This is a genomic window from Chitinophaga rhizophila, from assembly GCF_019492185.1.
Classification (GTDB): domain Bacteria; phylum Bacteroidota; class Bacteroidia; order Chitinophagales; family Chitinophagaceae; genus Chitinophaga; species Chitinophaga rhizophila.
The window spans coordinates 550,067-571,677 of record NZ_JAICCF010000003.1; the positions used below are offsets into that span (position 1 = coordinate 550,067).

At 45.3% G+C, this 21,611-nt stretch carries 16 protein-coding genes; all 16 read left to right on the top strand.

Annotated features, from left to right (window positions below; all coding sequences use genetic code 11):
- Positions 1–178 precede the first annotated feature (178 nt).
- On the top strand, positions 179–4,054 hold the full coding sequence (locus K1Y79_RS16735; protein ID WP_220251311.1) for a gliding motility-associated C-terminal domain-containing protein: 3,876 nt from the start codon (positions 179–181) through the stop codon (positions 4,052–4,054).
- A gap of 38 nt (positions 4,055–4,092) precedes the next feature.
- Positions 4,093–4,998, top strand: a complete 906-nt coding sequence (locus K1Y79_RS16740; RefSeq protein ID WP_220251312.1) for a class I SAM-dependent methyltransferase — start codon at positions 4,093–4,095, stop codon at positions 4,996–4,998.
- Between the two features lie 486 nt (positions 4,999–5,484).
- Entirely contained in the window at positions 5,485–5,988 is a 504-nt protein-coding gene (nusG, locus tag K1Y79_RS16745) for a transcription termination/antitermination protein NusG (protein WP_220251313.1), read from the top strand.
- A 48-nt stretch (positions 5,989–6,036) separates the two neighbouring features.
- The gene (locus K1Y79_RS16750) at positions 6,037–6,936 is read left to right on the top strand and encodes a cupin domain-containing protein (RefSeq protein WP_220251314.1); all 900 of its coding nucleotides are present in this window, start codon (positions 6,037–6,039) and stop codon (positions 6,934–6,936) included.
- A 16-nt stretch (positions 6,937–6,952) separates the two neighbouring features.
- Positions 6,953–7,933, top strand: a complete 981-nt coding sequence (locus K1Y79_RS16755; RefSeq protein ID WP_220251315.1) for a JmjC domain-containing protein — start codon at positions 6,953–6,955, stop codon at positions 7,931–7,933.
- Positions 7,930–8,889, top strand: coding sequence for a cupin domain-containing protein (locus tag K1Y79_RS16760; RefSeq protein ID WP_220251316.1), 960 nt, complete (start codon positions 7,930–7,932; stop codon positions 8,887–8,889). Before K1Y79_RS16755 ends, K1Y79_RS16760 begins: the two co-directional genes overlap by 4 nt.
- Before the next feature lie 13 nt (positions 8,890–8,902).
- Complete coding sequence (locus K1Y79_RS16765) at positions 8,903–9,880, top strand: peptide arginase, FlmR/OhkR family (protein ID WP_220251317.1); 978 nt, start codon at positions 8,903–8,905, stop codon at positions 9,878–9,880.
- Positions 9,840–10,859 carry a glycosyltransferase family 2 protein gene (locus K1Y79_RS16770; RefSeq protein ID WP_220251318.1) on the top strand — a complete coding sequence of 340 codons (1,020 nt, stop codon included), beginning with the start codon at positions 9,840–9,842 and terminating at the stop codon, positions 10,857–10,859. The genes K1Y79_RS16765 and K1Y79_RS16770 overlap by 41 nt, the downstream gene beginning before the upstream one ends.
- 28 nt (positions 10,860–10,887) lie before the next feature.
- Entirely contained in the window at positions 10,888–12,819 is a 1,932-nt protein-coding gene (locus tag K1Y79_RS16775) for a S41 family peptidase (RefSeq protein ID WP_220251319.1), read from the top strand.
- 42 nt (positions 12,820–12,861) lie between these two features.
- A complete protein-coding gene (locus tag K1Y79_RS16780; protein ID WP_220251320.1) occupies positions 12,862–14,319 on the top strand; it encodes a radical SAM/SPASM domain-containing protein in 1,458 nt (485 codons plus the stop codon).
- Between the two features lie 11 nt (positions 14,320–14,330).
- Entirely contained in the window at positions 14,331–15,188 is an 858-nt protein-coding gene (locus K1Y79_RS16785) for a hypothetical protein (RefSeq protein WP_220251321.1), read from the top strand.
- A gap of 2 nt (positions 15,189–15,190) precedes the next feature.
- Entirely contained in the window at positions 15,191–16,342 is a 1,152-nt protein-coding gene (locus K1Y79_RS16790; protein ID WP_220251322.1) for a S8 family serine peptidase, read from the top strand.
- A gap of 2 nt (positions 16,343–16,344) precedes the next feature.
- Complete coding sequence (locus tag K1Y79_RS16795; RefSeq protein WP_220251323.1) at positions 16,345–18,672, top strand: ABC transporter permease; 2,328 nt, start codon at positions 16,345–16,347, stop codon at positions 18,670–18,672.
- A gap of 19 nt (positions 18,673–18,691) precedes the next feature.
- Positions 18,692–18,958 carry a hypothetical protein gene (locus K1Y79_RS16800; protein WP_220251324.1) on the top strand — a complete coding sequence of 89 codons (267 nt, stop codon included), beginning with the start codon at positions 18,692–18,694 and terminating at the stop codon, positions 18,956–18,958.
- Positions 18,959–18,966: 8 nt separating this feature from the next.
- Positions 18,967–19,779, top strand: coding sequence for a cupin-like domain-containing protein (locus tag K1Y79_RS16805; protein ID WP_220251325.1), 813 nt, complete (start codon positions 18,967–18,969; stop codon positions 19,777–19,779).
- A 13-nt stretch (positions 19,780–19,792) separates the two neighbouring features.
- Complete coding sequence (locus tag K1Y79_RS16810; RefSeq protein WP_220251326.1) at positions 19,793–21,538, top strand: ABC transporter ATP-binding protein; 1,746 nt, start codon at positions 19,793–19,795, stop codon at positions 21,536–21,538.
- Positions 21,539–21,611 lie beyond the last annotated feature (73 nt).

The window sequence follows — 21,611 nt, forward strand, 5'->3', positions numbered from 1 at the left end:
ACAATAAATTTCATTTACCTATTCTGTCGATTTTTGTAACTTCGATTATGGGACAACTTAATTGCTGCAGGTTTGAATACTTGTGACAGCGATGATGCATAAAATATTACTATACACCGATTTATCTGAAGGCAACCAAGTACCCACCTTGTAAATATCCTTAAGACTTTTTTCACCTATGAGATTTTTTTTACTGTTGCTGTCACTATTGGTGGTGCACAACGTATACCCACAATGTGCTAATACCTTCCGGTACACCTTACAGGGATCTGGTACCGATGCAGCCTATGATATACAGGAATTATCCGGGGGCGACCTCGTCATAGGCGGACAGACCAACAGTTTCGGTGCAGGCGGATATGACTTCTTTCTAATTAGGATTACAAAAACAGGTAACATTGTTTGGAGCAAGACATTTGGTGGACCGGCTGATGAGACAATCAGAAAAATGCGGTTGGCCAGGGATGGTAATATCCTGATCACCGGCCAGACAAGATCTTTCGGTCATTTCCCGGGCCATGCATTGGCCATGAAAGTGGACGTTAATGGTAATGTGATCTGGTCTGTGGCCGTTGCAGAGGGCAATGAAACTACGCTGGGGGTGGATATCTATAGTGCAGCCGACAACAGTGTTATATTAAGCGGCTCCAGTTACCAGTCATCCAGTACATCTGACTGGCTCGTAGCAAAAATTGATGGTAATGGTAATCTTGCCTGGTTTAAACGCCTGGATGGTTCATTTACAGAAGATGTATTCTCTGTTATACAGAAGGGCGATACGCTTATTGTGAACGGAGACTCCAGTCCGCTTGCTGAATATTCGCTGGTGATGGCCAAACTGTCCTTTGCTGACGGTACGCTGTATGAAACACGCGCGTTCCAGATGGGCAACAAGGGAGCGTTCAGCAGTAATTTGCAGTATTCTTCCGGACAATACCGTATCAATTCGCACCTGATCAATGCCAGTTCCTATGCGCAAAAGGAAGATGCTTTCATTATCCTGGATACTGCGTCATTGACGCCATTGAATAGTTTTAAGATCCACACTTCGCCCAATTATAATAACTATTATTTCACCGGGTTCTATCAGACCGCAGACGGTGGTTTTATTGCTGCAACAAGTCCGTCGGCCTCCAATGAGGGATATCTTTACCGGTTCAATCAGCAATCCAACCTGGTATCCACACACAGGTATACTTCTTCCCAGAACCTGATACTATCCGGCGCGGTAGAAGACAGTGATGGGGCCATATGGCTGGTAGGTACTGAGGGGAATGATGCCGTGGTGATGAGATTAACTGCTAATGGTGAATTTGAGTACTGTACCAATGAGCCAGTACAGGGAGTTACTACGCCTATCTCTATCAGTGATCATACGTTCAGCTGGATCAGTCAGTCGCTGTATAATGCTCAAATGACTACCCATACGCCGGTTGTGACTGACTTTACCTTCCAGATAGATCAGTTATGTAACATTCCGGTGTGTGGCAATGTACAGATTACTGGTCCGGCAACCAGCTGTAGCCTGACCGATTCGCTCACTTACTTTGCTTCCACAGGAGCCGTTTGTGCTACTAACTGGCGGTGGATATTGCCGGCAGGTATTTCTTCGCGGATGGAGAATGATTCAATGATCAGGTTACTTCCTTCCGGTGCGGGGACCTATGAGATTATTGTAGAGAATCTGGCGGGTTGTAGCATACAGAGAGACACATTAACCCTAACGGTAACCGTCTCATCTGCGCCACGCAGTATTCATCTGGGTAGTGATACGACGCTGTGTACAGCCGCAACACTATTACTGGATGCTGGCGCTGGTTTTGACCGCTACCTGTGGCAGAACAATAGCACGGGTCGGACGCTGGTTGCCAGTGCAGCAGGGACTTATTTTGTGAGAGCCTGGAACAGTTGTAACGAAGAGTTTTCAGATACTATACAGGTGAGGTACCGGCAGCCGTCGGATTTTATTGCTACCCCGCAGGATACTACTTACTGTAATCCGCTGTCTCCGGTGCAGCTTTCGGCAACCGGTGGCCAGGTATATCAATGGAGCCCGGCTACTTATCTTGACAATGCACAGATAGCTAATCCGGTAGCACGTCCTGCTGCCACTATCACCTATACGGTGACTATTACGGACACGGTGTGCAATGTTTCTCAGACAAGGGATGTAAATATCCGTATAACACCTTCTCCGCGCAGCATTAACCTCGGTAATGACACGTCATTGTGTAACGCAACCATACTGTTACTGGATGCAGGTGCTGGTTTTGCCCGTTATCAATGGCAGAACAACAGTACGGCTCAGACGTTAACGGTAAGCAGTCCGGGAACCTACTTTGTAAGGGCCTGGAATGATTGTAACGAAGTATTTACAGACACGGTACAGGTACGTTACCGCTCACTGTCTGATTTTACAGCTACACCGCAGGATACGGCTTATTGTATACCATCAGCGGCCATACAGCTCTCAGCAACAGGTGGCCAGGTATATCAGTGGAGCCCTGCCAGCTTTCTCGATAATGCGCAGATAGCTAATCCTGTAGCCCGTCCTGATGCATCTATTACATATACGGTGACTATTACAGACAATGTTTGTAATGTGACGCAGACGCGCGACGTAGAGATCAACATCACACCATCTCCGCGTAGCATTAGCCTGGGTAATGATACTGTTTTATGTCGTGCTGCTACGCTGGCATTGGATGCAGGAGTGGGATTTGCCCGCTACCAGTGGCAGGATAACAGTACGGGTCAGCGCTTTACAGTAAGCGGTCCGGGAACATACTTTGTAACAGCATGGAACAGTTGTAATGAAGCCTTTACGGATACAATCAGGGTACGCTCACAGGCAGAGAATTTTGTAGTAACCCCACAGGATACCATGGTTTGTACGTCATTTGCGCCTGTTCAGCTGGCAGCTAGCGGTGGCCATTTATATCAATGGAGTCCGGTCGAATTTCTGGATGATCCGCAGGTAAGCAACCCAGTTAGCCGGCCTGGCGCAGCCATCACTTACAGCGTAACTATTACAGATACAGTTTGTAATGTATCAAGGACGTTAGATGTGCATGTGAACGTAGTAGTGTCTCCAAGAAGTATTAATCTGGGTAATGATACTACACTTTGTAATGCCGCCACGATCACCCTGGATGCCGGCGCAGGCTTTGCGCGCTATCAATGGCAGGATAACAGTACCAATCAGACATATAATACAGGCAGGGCAGGTATATACACTGTGCGGGCCTGGAATAGCTGTAATGAAATGTTTACAGATAATATCCGGATCAGTCAGCGTTCAGCAGATAACATCAGTGTAACACCGGGAGATACTGCTTTCTGTACCGCAACCAGTCCGATTCAGTTCAATGCGAGTGGGGGAGACCTGTATCAATGGATGCCGGCGACTTACCTGGATGATCCACTGATAAGCAATCCTACTGGCCGCCCGGATGCCTCTATTACCTATACCGTAACTATCAGTGATACGGTATGTAATTATTCGAGAGATCTGCAGGTGAATGTGACAGTCAATGCATCACCGGATATACAATTGTCAAAAACCAATGATGTCAACTGTGCAGTAGGAGCCGCACAGCTATCCGTAACAGGCGCAGACCGCTATGAATGGATGCCGGATGCATCTTTGAGTGCCGTGGATATTGCTAATCCGGTGGTACGGCCTAGGCAGACAACTACTTACCGGGTTAAAGCCTATAGCACCGGGGGATGTATGACAGAAGATTCTATTACTGTCAACTTTGAAAATACCGGCGTAGCCAATATTTACCTGCCTACAGCGTTTACACCTAATGGGGATGGCCGTAACGATATTTTCCGCGTAGTAACAACAGGCGCTGTGGAGATGAAAGAGTTGTCGGTGTTTAATCGGTGGGGAGAACTGGTATTCAGTAGTAATAATATTTCACGCGGCTGGGACGGCACATGCAAGGGCGTAATTTCGGAACCTGGTGCATATTACTGGTTTGTGAAAGCAACCACGCCTTGTGCAGGTGAGATATTTAAGCGGGGGCACGTAATACTGATTAAATAATCTCGATATTGTGTAATATTGCGATAATTTTTAAAATCATGAAAGACAGTATATTCGGAAGTTTCTTATCGAAACTCCCATATTTACGTTACGCTCACTTATATAGAAAGAATGTTGCCCACAGACCCGGACATTTTTATTCGCCTGTTGTAGACTTACATGATCTTGAAAGCCGTCAGGAGCAGATATGGTCCTCAAAATCGCTGAAAGGCATCAATATGAATGATACCCAGCAGCTTGCGCTGATGGATGACATGGCTGAAGCTGCTAAAGTGATTCCATTCACTTCACAGCCTTCGCAACAAAACCTGAGATATTATTTCGATAATAAGACCTACGCACATGCGGATGGTATGTCGTTATTCAATATTCTGCTGAAGTTCAGACCTAAGAGAGTCATCGAAATAGGCTCCGGGTTTTCTTCTGCACTGATGCTGGATACAAATGACAGGATACTGAATAACAGCATTCATTTTACTTTCATTGAGCCTAATCCGGATATCAATCTTAAACGCCTGTTACGTCAGGAAGATTATAAAAATACAGATGTAAAGCAGCAGCTGGTACAGCAGGTAGACCCGCAGATCTTTACTACTCTTCAGGAGAATGATGTATTGATGATTGATAACTCACACGTATCAAAGACCGGTAGTGATGTAAATTACCTTATGTCAGAGGTGCTGCCGATACTTAACAAGGGTGTGATCATCCATATTCATGATATATTCTATCCATTTGAATATCCGAAAGAGTGGTTGTTTGAACATAAACTGAATTGGAACGAGATTTACACGGTGCATAACTTCCTGCTGTTTAACAATACGTTTGAGATCCTGTTTTTCTCTGACTATATGCATCAGCAGGCAAAAGCAAAATATGGAGACAAGGCCCCGCTGTTCTTCAAAGACAGGCCAAGTAGCCTTTGGATAAGGAAGGTACAATAACAGGCAGTTTCAATACTTAGATATATTCCCGCACGATGGCTAGTCACTGTGCGGGATTTTTTTATACTACCAGCAGCCGATAGGAAATACTGCACCTGCCAACTATCAATACAACACATAAAACATATCAGATCAGTCCGTCAATTTTGATTTCGTATATGCTAATAAGATAGTCTTTGGAAATCGTGAATGTCAACCTGGATAACACTATACATTGTATGATTTATTTTACTAATCTACGTTCATAATTATTTAACATTGCGTTGCTTTGACGTCCAAACTATTTTGCCTAGTTTGGATGTTGAAGGTATTCATTACAATGTCGTCGTTGACATCATCGAGTAAGATGCAACTTTAGTAACGGGAACCATTAAAACAACCCACTTACCTTTCATAACTCATTCATTTACAAGTAAAATATTCTTTTACTGTAGCGATAGCCTTTCCCTATTCGCATATTTCAAATCACTGTTAATCTGTTTGAAAATGACCCGGTTCGCAACTGGTTGGTATGTGATGTATACCAAGTCTCGCCATGAACAAAAAGTAGCCAGGCAATTGTCAGAAAACAATATTCACAACTTCCTGCCAACTATTAAAGAAACAGGTACCGGTAAAAACGTGATACTGATCAGAGAGAAGCCCTTGTACCCTTCTTACATTTTTGTTTACATCGATACGCAATTGACATACTATAATAGTATGAACGTAGATGGCTATGCCTGGTACGTGAGGTTTGGCAATGAGATAGCCACGCTTTCAAGTGATATTATTGAGAAGATAAAATTGATTACAGAACGGGGGAGACATATTGAAATCAGCCATTCGCCCTTACCTGAAGGACAAAAACTACTCATCACCAAAGGGCCACTATGTGGCTTTGGTTGTGAGGTAAAAAAACATAAACAGAAGAATGTAATTGTTACTGTTGATCTGCTGGGAAAAGTTGTGACAGCAGTCATTGCCAGGCAGCACCTGGAAGTAGTGTAATATTCATTTACATACCCACGCATTGTACTCATAAAATCCCACTGGTCTATGATAATAAACCTTTCCGGTATCTTATCTCCATATTCCAAAACATCATTCCTGCAGGATTATTTTGAGCAATCAGTACTTGTTGTAAACAGGCAGGATGCTCATTTCTTCCAGGCATTCCCTCTTTTTGATGATATAGCTTCATTGATTGAGAAGGCGGTATCGCCGGCTGCATATGCCGTTGTACTGGAAGACAGTGCAGGCGCACTAGCTGCTGAGCAGTATATGCATATCAGGTCTTTGCCTGGTAATATAAAGTTCAAATACGGTGTTGATATAAACAAAGTATTTCAACTTTATTCGAGTGGGGCTGCGATTGTAGTTGTCAACAACCTGCATGAACAATTTGCAGCCGTTGACCAGCTGAAGTACAGCCTGGAAGCAGAATTAGGTTGTACGTGCGATAGCCATATCCTGTTGCAGGCAGCCGGCGCTGTACCATCCCGTGCAGCTTATGAAACAACAGAGATGTTCATATTACAGCTTTCAGGCCGTACTCAATGGAAGATCTGTGAAGGGCCTATACAGCAGCCGCTATCGTCCCAGACTGACATCCCTTTTGATGCAGATCAGCTGCCTGTTGTCAGCGAATGTACTACCGCTGCCGGCGATACTTTATATATACCCAGAGGATATGTATACACAGCTTACGCTACAGATGAAAATGCGGTATTGCTTAAAGTGAAATGCACCTTTATTCCCTATCTGCGCCTGCTGCTCGATCAGTTGAAAGATATCGGATTATCCAGTGATCTACTGCGCAGATCAGGCTTTCTTCATCCTACGGACAATACCACCGGACCAGCGGAAGCGACCGATATGCTAACTGCTCAACTGAATAGGCAGCTGACCGTCGAAGCACTGGAAAGTCTCTATATGCGCCGCCGACCTGTAAAATGATATAAACCTCTTGAAGATGAGTATTCCATTCGACTTTCAGCAACTGATAGCTCCGTTTGACAAGCAGGAGTTTATCAGTAACTATTATGAAAAGAAACCACTTGTTATCAGAAGAGGTGATCCACAATATTATGAGCGCCTGCTCTCAGTAAAAGATATTGATACCATCATCAAAACCGGTATTGAACAGGGCAATCTGCAACTTACCATGAGTCATGCAGCAAAGAAGATACTACCTGCTGACTATATGAGTGGCTGGAGCAATGACAGAGTAATTGTGCAGACAGGGATCAATCAAAACAAGGTATTTGAGCGGTTTGTGCAGGACAAAGCAACCATGATTATCCACAACACATTACGCTATAATGCAGCTCTACAAGACCTCGTGTCAAGTGTGGATGCGTCTTTTGGCTGTAACTCAGGAGTCAATGTATTCATCACCCCAAGTAATGCACAATGCTTTCAGGTACACTACGATGAGCATGATCTGTTCATTATACAGATCTCTGGCAGTAAACGCTGGAAGCTGTTTGAGAGCGCTGTTTACCTACCGCTTGAACCACAGAATAAGAGGGCGGTAGACTTCTCCGGCTTAGCTTTACTGGAGGATATATGCCTGGAGCAGGGAGACCTGCTGTATCTTCCAAGGGGGTTTGTACATGAAGTGACTACTACAGACCAGCTTTCGTGTCATATTACACTGGGCCTTATGAATATGAGCTGGATTAAACGTTTTGCAGATCATCTGACGCAGGTAGCGCTGGAAGACGAACCCATATTCAGAAAAGCTTATCTCGGCAGCGCCAACAGATCCGTTGAGGAATTACAGCATATAGTATTGCAGCTCAGGAAGACATTAGCGCAACACCTGTCGGTTGATGCTATACAGGCATACCTGGATCAGCAGGCTATAAAGACACAAAAGCAAGATGCTATATCAGTACCATCCCTGGCAGCTATTGCAGCAGCCGAAGTTCACCCTATCAATGTAAAATGATGACCATTACCCATGATATGACGTTTGAGCACCTGATTGCCCCCCTGGACAGGAAGACCTTCTTCAATGAATACTTCGAGAAGAAGCCTTTTGTTATCAAAAGGGAGAACAGCCAGTTTTTTGCATCGCTTTTACAGCTGAAAGATATTGAGGCAGCACTATTGGCAGACGATATCCTTAGCAAGGTGAACATGCGTATGGTAAAGCTGGGCGACCCGATTCCGGCACAGGACTATATACAGATTGAAAAGGTAAGGAATGTGGAAATCAGAAACAAATTACTCCTGGATGAGGTAAGCCGTTTGTTTAATGAGGAGAAAGCCACCTTTGTACTAGAACAGACAAAAAGCTTGTGGCCTACCGTATCGCATATGCTATCCTCGATAAATGAGGCATTCTGCTGCAGTTCTAATACAAACATATACATATCTCCTCCGGGTGCCTGTGGGTTTGCTATACACTATGACTCTCATGACGTATTTGTTATGCAGATAGCGGGAGCCAAGCACTGGAAGATATACAACAATCCCTTTTACCTGCCACTCGGCATCCACAACTCGCTACCATTTAAGACAGAAGACCTGGAATTACTGTATGATCTTGAGGTAGAGGCAGGTGATACTATTTATCTGCCAAGAGGGTTCGTACACGAAGCCAGTACTTCTCATGACCTGTCGGCGCATATCACGGCAGGCATTTACAATACCACGCTTGCAAAGGTATTATCCGATTATGTTATCAGCCTGGCTGGCCGTGAAGGTATTCTTCGGGAAAGTGTACTGGCACTTGTCAGCCAATATGAAGGATCAGAAGCTGACCTGCTGGCAAAGATCGGAGACGTACTGACAAGCAGTCTGGATATGAGTGTTCTAAGGAAGAGTATTCAACAGGCAGTACGGAAGGACGCTAAGTCACCAGTACGGGAAATCTTTAAAACCGAGGCGCTCATTCAATAACCACCTTCTTTCTATGAAAGCGAAAACGGCCATCTTCATTGTAGAAGAGCATCACGAAGCGTATCTTATCTGGAAATACGCCCTGGCAAAAAAGCTGATCAAACCTTCAAATAATACGCTGGTCCATATTGATGAACATTCAGATATGGGGATTCCTTTTCTGAATGTACCTGTGCCTCCGCTAAACAGCGATCTGCGCCAGGTGAAAGATTTCACATACAATGAGTTAGGAATAGCCACTTTCATCCTGCCGGCTATTTATGAGGGCCTGTTCAACGATATATACTGGATCAAACAGCATCATGGCAAAACAAACCGGCTGGCATACAAGATGTACATCCGCTCGCAGAATAATAACGGAACCTATCTGGCAGGCGGGCAGGAGGCGGTATTAAACCGCTATGACGATCAGTCTAAAACCAAGAGCCAGGATGCTAAAAGATACCGGTTCTACAAGCAACATATGAAGGATGTGAAGAAATTCGGGCCTGTTGTATTGGATATAGACCTGGACTACTTCTCCTGCATTCAGAATCCGCTGCAGAAGGAACTACGCATAGCTATTACGGAAGAGGAGTATCTCGCCTTCCGGGAGTCACCTTACCACCGGATCAGGTTCTTTGATTTTGGCAGGGTTGACGCTGTATATGAAGATGGCGGTTATTACTACTACTTCAACCGTATTACCGACCCCCGGGTGTCGCCATTGAAAGTAAGCTTTGAAAAGATCCAGGAACGGATTGACCAGGCAGCCGACTTATTAAAGGACCGGGTCAGCCAACCCCGGATTATCACCATCTGCAGGTCCCGCATTAGCGGCTACACCCCGGATGACCAGTGGGCGTTCATAGAAGAACAACTGCTGAAAGCCCTGAACAGTATCTATGAAGTTGAATCCTGTATACATGTGCGAGACATCATTCACCAGCATATCCCTTTGTACGGTATCCATGAACAGGCTGTTCACCTTGAAGCAGACGCTGCCAGGTAACATCGAATGTTGCAGGAAGTACCCTAATGCGCAGGTAGTACTGCTGGACTATAACTCAACTGATGGCCTGGAGCATTGGATAAAAGACAATTTTTATCAGTATATAGAGCAGGGACTATTGGTATTCTACAAGTTAATAGATCCGCAACCACGCTTCTTCTCCCATTCTCATTCAAGAAATATCGCTTTCAGACTGGCTACAGGAAACATTCTCTGTAATGTGAATGCTGATTACCATGTCGGGGATAATATTCTTACCTATATCAATGAGGCGATGCAGGTTACCGAGCAACTTGCCCTGATTGCCCACCTGGATGATTCAGACAGGGATAACCTGGGCCGCATATGCCTGAGAAATAAAGACTTTAACCTGGTTGGTGGCTTTGACGAAACATTTAAAGGCTATGGCTATGAGGATATTGACCTGAATATGCGGCTGAAAATGGCCGGCGTGCGGTTGCAATACCTGCCGGGAGCCTTCTATAATGCATACGTGGAACATGAAGACGTTAGCCGGTTGGAGAACAGTTATGACTACCATCACCTGAAAAGAGCCTTCGTACGCAAGATTGAACGAGGTAAAAGCAGTGTACTGTTTCTATATGAAGATCATCAGCTGGAAACCGGTACCCTGATCAAATCCAGTCATAACTTCCCGGATATACAGGAAGAGGGATGGCTTAAAGGATACTGGCAGCAAGCAGCAGATGAAATTTCACTGGACGGTTTACCTGGCGGGACTGTCAGGTACAGGGAGGACCTATCGGCAGATGTACCCCGGTTGCTACGCGGAAATGAAGTATACAAGGAAGTAACCGGTGAGCAGAACCGCAGGAAGCTGCTGCTCAACAAATCCATCATACAGAACTATCAGATGATGAAGAACAGGCGTAAAAGCGGCCAATTCCGGGCAAATACAGCCGGTTTTGGCAATGGGGTGGTGATCAGGAACTTCAGCGATACAATTGAACTCAGGTAGTTTCCCCCGACTTAAGCATCCCAACACAATGAAGAAAGTATTTCAACTCATAATACTGACAAACCTCCTCTGTATTACTGCAAAGGCACAATGGAGAGCAGTATCTTATCCTATTACTACGGTTAATAAATGGAACGCAGCGAGCCAACCAGGTATTTTCACTAGTAGTCCTATTCCATTTCCGGATCAGCGGGAAGATAAGGCATTCATTATCAGCAATAATGAACAACCTGCGGCCAGGGACTTACGTACCCTGCTGGCAGATGCCGGTCTGGATACTAATGCCTTTTGCTTCAGGCGGATATCCCTGCCGGACAGCTTTACCCTGAACTATGACGCCGGAAAGGTGAATTTCACCTATTTTACCCGTAATGTAAAGGAATTGCTACTGGCAGGCCTGGACAAGGATGGCCACTGGCATTACCGGATGCTGCCTGTCAGTCACGACGGATTCCAGCTTCCTGTATCTACCTTTCTAAGTACCTGGGAGTATAGCAAGAGAGTGCCTTATGAAGAGGAAAAGATTGTCCTGACAGATCTTATACTGGGATACACCCCGGCAAAGGCGTCAGAACGTGCAGAAATGGCCGTAGGCGATCTTACGGTAGATGAGGTAAGTGTAACCCCGGGACGGAACGTTTTTGCCTGGATTGACAGTCTTACTGGCCAGCCACAGGAAACATACACCCGGATGTTCAATGACTACTCATCTTACTTTTATACAAGGCCCCCTGCCGTCAATAAATACGAACACCCGGCCACCTTTGAAGAGTTTGGATTGAATAAGGGCTACCTGACAGGGTATGTGAACTTCATTCCGGACAATGACAAGGCAGATGAGGCTAAACTAGTTGCGGCGCTGATGAAGAGGTTCATCGCCCTTTACCCCTTCTACGAGCAGAGGGGAATCAGTCAAACAACAGCGCGGGCAGACATTGACAAAGTGTTTAGTAAAAAAGGGAAGTCCTATACTGAAGTACTGACTGACCTGAAATCTACCTTCAGAAAACTGTATCCAGACCCTCACCTGGATATGACCCTACCGGTCCTGAGCGCTAATAAGATGCCTGCCAGGTTGAAAAATGGCCCTTTAAGGTTACGAACAATAGGAGAGGATGTGGTAGTAGCCGCCGTACTGAATGATCAGTACCGGGATTCTATACCGCTGGGGGCTAAAGTGATGGCGCTGGATGGCAAACCAGTCTATGCTGCCGGCGATCCGAACCTGCTGCTGTACAAAAAGGAGAATGACACGCTCAACATCCGTCTTCAGACTAATAGCATTCCGGCCGTAAGAACGTTTCATATACCCTATTCCCTTCCTGTACGTGTTAGCCGGAATTTCGTACCTCTTCCCGGCATGGAAAGACTACCTGGCGATGTGCTGCTGGTCAGGATAGGTAACTGGAAAGGAGAGGAGTATTACCGCTTTCTGAATGCCTTTTATGCACACCCGGAAATGAAAGGTATCATCATTGATCTGAGAGGCAATGGTGGTGGATATAGTGCAGACGTACTCAAGACCCTGTCACTCTTCACTGACCAGGCGTATAGTATTGGCAGCAGGCATTACCCTTGGTTTGACGAATCAATGCTGATAACTCCTGCCAGGAAAGAACTGAGATGTAACCCGGCCACTAAAGTGATCATTCTTGCTGATAAAAGTACTGCCTGCGCTTCGGAGATATTCATATTGGGCATGAAGAAAAGGAAGCACACCTTTGTAGTCGGAGACGCACCCACCATGGGCGCTATTGCCAGCCCTACGATCTTCCGTTTTCCTTCAGGACTCACTATACAGTTACATACCGGCTTCAGGCAATTCCTGTTTGATCCCGCAGTCTATACTGAAGGTAAAGGCATAGCGCCGGATATCTGGGTGGCGCGTACACATGCCCGGGATTTGGCCCCTTATGAAGACAAGCTGTTGCAATACGCCAAACAGCTGATCAGTTTATAACTGTCCCACTCACCCATTCACACAGGTAAAAAAGATTATGCAATGATAAAGTTCAGCTATTACAATGAGTTGATCCCTGTTCGCAGCACCGGCGAGTTTCTGTTATACAACATTATTACCGGCGGCTTACAGGTACTGGACAATCAACTGGGACAAACAGTAGCCCAACTTGTTCCGCAATCCGGCTTTTTCCCCGCCGCATATCCCTCTTTTGAAGAAGAACTGATCCGGTTGTCAAACCTAGGCTTCTTTGTGGATAGCTCCCTGGATGAAATAGCAACTTATCAGCAGAACTATCACGAAAGCCAGTTGCGGAAATTTACCGACAATTCCCACATCGGACTTACCATCGGAACTACCATTACCTGCAACATGGGATGCCCGTACTGTTTCGAGGTAATTAAGCCTAATAAGAGCCTGCGTGACCAGAAAGTAGTGGAAGGTATTGCCAACTACATTGAAAGCATGATCCAGAAAGCGCCCGTGAAGAAGTGGTCCTCCCTTTCAATTATCTGGTATGGTGGAGAACCATTGATTAATAAAGAAGCCATCCGTCAACTGTCGGCACATTTTATACCGCTCTGTGAGAAATATAATATTCCATACGACGCATCCATTATCACGAATGGCATACTGCTGAGTAAGGAGAACTGGTTCTTCCTGAAGGAAAATAAAGTAAAGGACGTTCAGATCACTATTGATGGCTCCAAAGAAGTACATGACGTGTACAGGCCATTGAAAAGTGCCAACGGCAAGAACTATGAGAAGATCATGGAGAACCTCTCTATGATGCCTTTAGGTATCAACGCCAATATCCGTATCAATACAGATAAACGGGTAGCCGCCACCCTTCCTCAGTTACTAAGCGACCTGCAGTCTTATGGTATATGGCCGCAAAGGTTCAGGGAAGTCTCTGTAAAGCTGGCCTGGTTACGCGCCTATAAGGATGCAGATATAGCAGATATGCGCTTCATGACACAGGAAGAGTTCTTTAATACAGAACATGAGTTCAGCAGGATGATGATCGATAAGTTCACCAACTGGCCTGGCAATGCAAACAGGAAAGCGCCCAAGTTGAAATGGAAGTTTCCTGAGAAGCAGACTGACTGCGCTACCTATGTATCTCCATACTCTTTTACATTTGATACGGAAGGTACTATTCATAAATGCTGGGAAACTATCCACGATACCAATATTTCATCGGGCAAAAAAGTGTTCGGTACCTGGGATCAGGAGGACTTCAGAAAGTACCTTGATTACTCCAGAACCACTATTCACCCTACCTGCTATAAGTGCAAATTCAACCCGGTATGTGAAGGTCTTTCCTGCGCATACGACACGATAAATATGCTGGATGAAGGTCGTTTTCCTTGTACAGCCTGGAAATCTCAGCTGCCGTCCTATTTTGAAAAGATGTATAACCTGATGCTGGAAGAGGGTGACAAAGTAGCTATTGAAGCGCCTAAGGCGGCCGCCCATCAGACCCATGCTAACAAATAAAGACAATTCCTATGGACATAGCCGCTCTTCTCAAAGATGTGCCGGATTATACCAGGGTATATCATGAATCAGTTATACCCCAGCATCTTCAGTACTACTTCCTTAACAGGCAGCACGATCTGATGGCCTCCATAAAAAAAGATGGAAACGCCTATGGCGGGTTAAATGCGGCAAGTAGCACCCTGGCAGCGTTCCTCCAGAACAAACTTGATAGCATATCCCCAGGGGCCGGTACGGATAGTACGTTTGTCAATGAAGTTAATCAGTACATTGCCGATTGGCAAGGCACCTTTGACTCAGGAAAGGTATACGCTTCCCTGCAGTATGCAGAAAGGATCTGTGAACTTTTCGAGCAACAAGGACATCCGATAAAGGAAGAGATCAGGCAACATGGGGAGATCGAAGCGCGCTTTATACAAATTTCATATTGGGTAAAAGCAGCCTTCCAGGTAGAAATATGGGTAGAGGAATCTAATCTTTCGCAGTTCATTGCCAACAGCGTCAGCTTCCTTGCGGAAAAGCCGCATTTAGCCTATTACATCAAAGAGATGACAATACGTGCAAAGCCACAGCAACAGCTGATAAATGGCATTGCTATACCATACAACAACGTAAAGATCCGGCTGATGCCGGAGGTAGTGAATACCTACCGCAATCCGCTGGTCATGGAGATCTGTGAAGCCGCGCTGGAATGGAATAAAGACTTTTCCTGTAACGATATAGCACAACGCCCATTTACGGTTAAAGCGGGCAATAACGTGTCCATATCCCAGGGTAACTTTAACTATAAGCAGTTCCTGCAATTGCTCGGTGCTTTGGAGAAGGTATATGATAGCAACTATGACCATGCCTACCTGTTAAATCAATAATGATGGCTTATCCGGTTGTGGCTATTATAGATGAGGGCTTAATACTATCAAAATTTCAGGATAGCAAGGTTCGGGAAATAGACATTTATGAATCAGATGACGCAGTACCTGTTGACCTGACCAGCGCTGATGACAAGCGGCTGCACGGTACCAATATCGCCTCCCTGATCTTCCAGGTATGCCCTGCTGCAGATGTCCTGTCAATACGGATGATCCCTGTAGGGCAGATCAATATTTCTCTGCTTTGTAAAGCGCTTCGGTTCTGTGCCACACAGGATCATATCCGGATCATTAATATCAGCCTGGGTATTCTTGCCAATGAGAACCCATCCCAGGAGTTACTGGAAAGCTGTGAGGCATGCTTCAGGAAAGGGCAGCTACTCTTAGCCGCCGCCCATTTCAATAGTGAAAAGCCATGTTACCCTGCGGCTTACCCATTCGTATACGGTGTAGGTGTAGGGATGCTGAAGGATGTACGCAGGTATGCTTATGTAGGAGAGGGTTATATTAACATCCTGGCCAAAGGCATCCACCAGCGCCTGCTGCATGAAGCAGGCCGCCACATCCTCAGAGGGGGGACCAGTTACGCAACAGCAGCCTTTTCAGGTATACTCTGTGAGCGATTACTCCAGGAACCCGCCGCTACAAACGCAGAGCTCCATCAGAAAATCCAGCTGGGAAGTACTGACGCCTTCAGCCTGCATTATAACTGCCTGTCCCAACCGGATGCATATACAGATGATGATAAGGCGTTTAGTATTGACAATACATGGAAAATAATGACCTATGCTATAGATCCTGCTACTGTACCAGAAAGGAGTATTCCCAAAGAACAGTTGCTTTATAACATGAGCTACTTTATGCCCGGCAATAAGCAGGCTACCACATACCCTGGAGTACCAATCATAAGACCAATACTGTCTCCGGGGATATTCGGGCGGGTAAATACCTTATTACTAGGTAACTTCTTGAGTGATCCAATGTTACTAAATGTTTATTTCGGGCATTCACTCATCCATTACTTTATTAAACATAATGGGAATTTTGTAGTTTTCGATGCATACATCGCCAGTGTAATCAGAAAATCAGTACGTTTAACTGACGCCTCTTTTACCGGGCAAATCGTGTTTCTGGAAACCTCTTATAATTGTTGAAGATGAATACCTCAATCCTGCAAAAGACCATCAGGCTATTTAAAAGCAACAAACTGCTTTTTAGCATCAATATACTGGGCCTGTCTATAGGCATCGCATCATTCATCATACTCATACTCTGGGTCACGAAGGAAAAAGGATATAACACCTTCCTGAAAGACAAAGATGTATACCAGGTAGTAACTACCTATACGGTCAACGGTGGTATCCGGTCTGCCAGAACCACTTCCTTACCCCTGGTCCGCGCGATGAGCCAGGACATACCAGGTATTACAACTGTTGCTTATACCAAGCCGGCAGACGGGCTAAACCTGAAAACAACACAAAAACAGACACGATCCAACGGCAGATACGCCAGTAGCAGCATCTTCAAGATATTTCCCCAGCCTTTCCTGATGGGCAGTCCTGACAGGGCCCTCGATGATCCTGCGGCTATTGTAATATCCGCTGATGTGGCAGAGCGCCTGTATGGGAAGGACTGGCGTACGCAGATGGATAACAATATCATATCGCTGGAGAATAAAGAATGGCTGGTAAAAGGTGTATTTGAGTCTTTCCCTGGCAATTCGACCTTCCGGAGTGACTTCTTTCTACCAATGCCCAAAGATACCAATGAGCATATCGGCAGCTATAATTACGAGACTTATCTGAAACTGGAAAGTCAGATCAACCCGCAAACTGTAGCCGCCGGCATTAATCAGAAGATAGCCGGTATCACAAAGTCAGCGGTTACACTACAGGCTTTCCAGGATATCCATCTGTACTCTAATTTCAGCAATGGCATTGTCGATGGCGGAAGAATATTATACGTGCGCCTATTTACCATAGCAGCCTTTTTCCTGCTGGGCATGGCTTGCATCAACTTTATGAACCTCTATATCGCCAGCTCCTTTAAACGAACGAAAGAGTTAAGCGTCAAACGGATTATAGGTGCAGATAGAACATCTCTTGTGATGCAGCTGGTTGGCGAGGCTTACATCACCGTTTTTATAGCAATTGTACTGGCGCTGGTAATGGTATTCCTGCTGCTGCCTTCTATCAATGTATACCTGGCAGAAAACCTGCATTTCCCTTTACAGTCCTGGAGATTCTGGTTATTTATAGTCGGTGTCTTTGCCGTAACAGGGGTATTGGCCAGTATTTATCCTGCGCTACGCCTGACTTCCTTTAACCCCTTAAGTGTACTTAAAAGCAGTCAGGGTGCTAAGATCGGCGGCATAGGCATTACTAAAATTCTGTTTACACTACAGTTCTTCATCTCAGTATTCCTGATATATATCGCCTTTACCACCAATAGACAAGTACAATACCTGCTGCATAAAGATCTTGGATATAGTAAAGAGAATATTGTAGGTAAAAAACTAAGCAGGGAAGAGATTGAAAAGATACCCGTGCTGAAAGCAGAACTGGCCGCTAAAAGCTTTGTGACCAGTCAGACCTTTTCCAGCTCTAACCTGATCAGCGGTACCCCTATGACAGGAGATGTTACCTGGACGGGCAAACTGCCTGCCGATAGTGTACGGTTTGCGGTGCTGTATACTGACAAAGACTTTTCCGCTACCTTTAAGCTAAAGATGCTGACAGGGGGATTTGGCGCTGAATACGGGGCCGACCTGCCTGTCGTTATCAATAAGAAAGCCGCCCGTATAATGGGAGGCGAAGCTGCTATACTCAATAAAACAATCAATGTATTTGGTAACAACTGCCGGGTAACAGGTATAGTAGACGACTTTAACTTTACGTCTCTGTACAACCCGATCGATCCGTTGATCATTGCAGACTATCCTGCTGAATCTGAATATATCTTCGCCCGACCGGTACCAGGACGCGAGGCTGATGTAGTTGCCTATATGGAAACGTTAGGCAGAAAAGACAACTCCGGTAAGGCAGAAAACTACTTCTGGGTAGAAGACACCCTCCATACCCTGTACAAAGATGAAGCTAATCTGGGTAAACGGTCATTCCTGTTCAGCATTGTATGTATCCTGATCGCCCTGTCAGGCTTCTTCGGACTGGTCAACTTCTCAATCATAAAGAGGACCAGGGAAATGGGTATCCGGAAGATATTCGGCAGTGCACAGCATCAGATAGTCTTCCTGATATTCAGAGATTTCCTGAAATGGATTGCTGTAGCAGCCCTGATAGCCATCCCTGTTTCATACATGTTCCTGAATAACTGGCTGGAAAAGTTTCCATACCGTATCTATCTCAACCCCGCGTCATTCGTTATACCACTGCTGGGAATGGGGGCAATTATCTTCCTGATCGTGGTATTCTATGCGCTAAGATTGGGAAGAATTAATCCGATACGCGTATTGAGAGACGAATAAACCCACTAATATAAATAAGATGACCTCACCGGAAACGCTGGAAAGCTACCTGCTCTCCGAGCTGAAAGGCCGCATAGATATACCTCCGGCCTTTACGGATGAATTAATCCACCTGAATCTGCTATATCTCTTTTCACAGGATGACCATTCAGCCCTGCAATGGGTAGCCTTTCTGGAAGCGCATTTCCAGATATCTATACCCGATAATGAAGTGGATTACTACTTCTTCAGCAGCCTGGAACATATGGCCGCCGTCATTTTCAGACATATGGCCTGGAATAAATAAACTTACTTATGGATATGCTTCCAATCTTCCGCCAGCAGCGGGACATACTCCGTGCGTCTACTCCTGACCAGTTCATAGACAAGAACTTGCCGGTACTGTATGAAGGCATCATGCATCAATGGGCATCTTATCCTAAATGGAACATTCAGTACCTGGCGGATACATTCGGCAATTATAAAATATCGGCCGACCGCAACATAAACGGCCAGATCAGTTATATACAGGCACCGATGAAGGATTATGCAGGCTATATCCGTGATACAGCTGATCCGATTCCTTACTACGGTAAGTCAACGATGCACCTCAAAACGCATATGAACCTGGAGTACCAGACGCCTGATGCATTTAACTGCTGGTACAAGGCCTATTATACTGCGCAATCTGCCACCAGGAAGATTGACCTCTCAAGTCTTTATTTCGGTCCTCGTGGGGCCAGAAGCACTATCCACCAGGATATCTGGGGTACCAGTTTCTGGAATGCTTTATACGAAGGACGAAAGCTCTGGCTCTTCTTTCCACAGGAACAGGAGCATTTATTATACAACGGTGAATTTGACCCGTTGACGGCAGATATTGCCAGCTACCCTTTGTTAGGCGAAGCCGAGCCTATCATCTGCATACAGGAGCCAGGTGAATTGATATACTGTCCGGCCAATATATGGCATTGGGCCTATGTGCTGGAACCCGGACTGGCCCTATCAGAGAACTTTATCAACGAAGACAACTATCTGCATGTATTACAGTATTTCCAGCGCATGGGATACACTAATGCCGAACAGAAAATGAAAGATATAGCCAACACCTTTTTAAACAAGCAGTAGCAGCAATACGCAGATGGATTCCCGGAAATTGATCTGGAAGCGTTTTTTCGTCTTCCTCAGACCTTACATGAAATATGAAGCGTTACTGTTGCTCCTGATGATCCTTGGGAACGCAGCAGCGCTGGCATCGCCCTACTTCCTTAAGATCATCATAGACCATGTACTGGTAGAAAAGCAGCTGCAATTGCTATTGGGCATCCTCGCTGTGATTCTGGCCACTTATATACTGCGTGTGCTACTGGGTGTTGCTGCTGAATACCTGTATAGCTGGATCAGCAACCAGGTACTTAACACATTATCTCTCAAGCTGTTTAATCATGTAATCAGGCTTCCTATGTCCTTTTTTAAAGAAAGAAGCCTGGGCGACCTGATACATCGTATGAACAATGAAGTAAATAATGTGCGCAACGCCCTTACCGGTACACTTATCAATTTCATCAATAACGGAATTACCATTATCGGCCTGATCGTCATCATGTGTGTGCTGGAAATCAGGTTATTCCTGGCCATCTGCCTGATATACCCGCTGCTGTTCATTACCATCAGGCGCTTCCATCCGCAGATAAAAGCCATTACTAGTAAAATCAGAACAAAAGAGTCTGAAATACTGGGGCATCTGACGGAACGTGTATCAAACATCAGGTTCATTAAACTATTCAATACATACCTGTACGAGGGTGGTGTACTCAAAGACCAGTTCAGCTTTCTCGTAAAGCTGAATATGAATGGTGCACTCGTACGCTCTACGTCGAAGGGTATCAGCATCTTTTTGCTGGCAATGGTACCACTGGTCACCCTCGGACTAGGAGGGTGGCAGGTCATTAAAGGCGCTATGACTATTGGTACGCTCATCGCTTTTCTGCAGTATGCCAATAAGTTGTATGAGCCCTTCCAGAACATTGTCTCCTTGTATGCAGAGCTGATCAATACTTCCGTTTCGCTGTCCAGGATCTTTGAACTACTTGACCACCCGCTGCAATTCAGTGATGGATCTTATGTCAGGCTGGAGGAGAAGATTAACAGTATTACACTTAACAATGTCTCCTTCTCCCATCAGGATAAGGCTGTGATCAGTAACCTTGACTTTACTTTTGAAGCTGGCAGACATTACGCAATAGTAGGTGCCAGTGGTAGTGGAAAGTCAACTATTGTTGACCTCCTATGCAAGTTCAATGTGCCGGCAACCGGCAATATACTGGTAAACGGCAGGGACCTGCAGAGTATTGATATGGAAAGCTGGATGCAGAAATTGACTGTCAACAGTCAGGGGTACTTCCTGTTCAACGACACTATCATAGAAAACATCCGGTATGGCCAGCCAGCCTCCACACCACAGGAAGCTGTTGAAGCAGCAAAAGCAGTCAGGCTATTCAGCGATAATGCTGACTACAGTACCAGAACCCAGAGTATGATAGGAGATAATGGAGTGAAGCTCTCGGGCGGACAAAAACAGAAGCTTTCCCTTGGCAGAACCCTGCTGAGGAAAACTGAACTGCTGATCATAGATGAAGCTACTTCAGAGACTGATTCCAAAAGCGAAGATGCTATTTACGGTCATCTTTTTGACAGCGGCGCATTTCATACCATTATCATTATTTCTCACAGATTAAGCGCATTGAAACATGTGCAGGAGATTATTGTCATTGATGCAGGTAACATTGTGGAGCATGGCACTATGTCTGACCTCATCAGTAGAAGAGGGCACTTCTTGCGTCTGTTTGAAAGCCAGCTGCAACTTGCTGGGACGGCAGCCTTTTAAGTGACAGGTAGCCATATAATACATCACGGTCCATTTAACTAAACGGATAATCTTTTTCTTTTTTTCACCCTTA

What these genes read in the sequence shown, in the direction of transcription:
- K1Y79_RS16735 (WP_220251311.1), top strand. Translation starts at nt 179, where the DNA reads ATGAGATTTTTTTTACTGTTGCTGTCACTATTGGTGGTGCACAACGTA.
- K1Y79_RS16740 (WP_220251312.1), top strand. Translation starts at nt 4,093, where the DNA reads ATGAAAGACAGTATATTCGGAAGTTTCTTATCGAAACTCCCATATTTA.
- nusG (WP_220251313.1), top strand. Translation starts at nt 5,485, where the DNA reads ATGACCCGGTTCGCAACTGGTTGGTATGTGATGTATACCAAGTCTCGC.
- K1Y79_RS16750 (WP_220251314.1), top strand. Translation starts at nt 6,037, where the DNA reads ATGATAATAAACCTTTCCGGTATCTTATCTCCATATTCCAAAACATCA.
- K1Y79_RS16755 (WP_220251315.1), top strand. Translation starts at nt 6,953, where the DNA reads ATGAGTATTCCATTCGACTTTCAGCAACTGATAGCTCCGTTTGACAAG.
- K1Y79_RS16760 (WP_220251316.1), top strand. Translation starts at nt 7,930, where the DNA reads ATGATGACCATTACCCATGATATGACGTTTGAGCACCTGATTGCCCCC.
- K1Y79_RS16765 (WP_220251317.1), top strand. Translation starts at nt 8,903, where the DNA reads ATGAAAGCGAAAACGGCCATCTTCATTGTAGAAGAGCATCACGAAGCG.
- K1Y79_RS16770 (WP_220251318.1), top strand. Translation starts at nt 9,840, where the DNA reads ATGAACAGGCTGTTCACCTTGAAGCAGACGCTGCCAGGTAACATCGAA.
- K1Y79_RS16775 (WP_220251319.1), top strand. Translation starts at nt 10,888, where the DNA reads ATGAAGAAAGTATTTCAACTCATAATACTGACAAACCTCCTCTGTATT.
- K1Y79_RS16780 (WP_220251320.1), top strand. Translation starts at nt 12,862, where the DNA reads ATGATAAAGTTCAGCTATTACAATGAGTTGATCCCTGTTCGCAGCACC.
- K1Y79_RS16785 (WP_220251321.1), top strand. Translation starts at nt 14,331, where the DNA reads ATGGACATAGCCGCTCTTCTCAAAGATGTGCCGGATTATACCAGGGTA.
- K1Y79_RS16790 (WP_220251322.1), top strand. Translation starts at nt 15,191, where the DNA reads ATGGCTTATCCGGTTGTGGCTATTATAGATGAGGGCTTAATACTATCA.
- K1Y79_RS16795 (WP_220251323.1), top strand. Translation starts at nt 16,345, where the DNA reads ATGAATACCTCAATCCTGCAAAAGACCATCAGGCTATTTAAAAGCAAC.
- K1Y79_RS16800 (WP_220251324.1), top strand. Translation starts at nt 18,692, where the DNA reads ATGACCTCACCGGAAACGCTGGAAAGCTACCTGCTCTCCGAGCTGAAA.
- K1Y79_RS16805 (WP_220251325.1), top strand. Translation starts at nt 18,967, where the DNA reads ATGGATATGCTTCCAATCTTCCGCCAGCAGCGGGACATACTCCGTGCG.
- K1Y79_RS16810 (WP_220251326.1), top strand. Translation starts at nt 19,793, where the DNA reads ATGGATTCCCGGAAATTGATCTGGAAGCGTTTTTTCGTCTTCCTCAGA.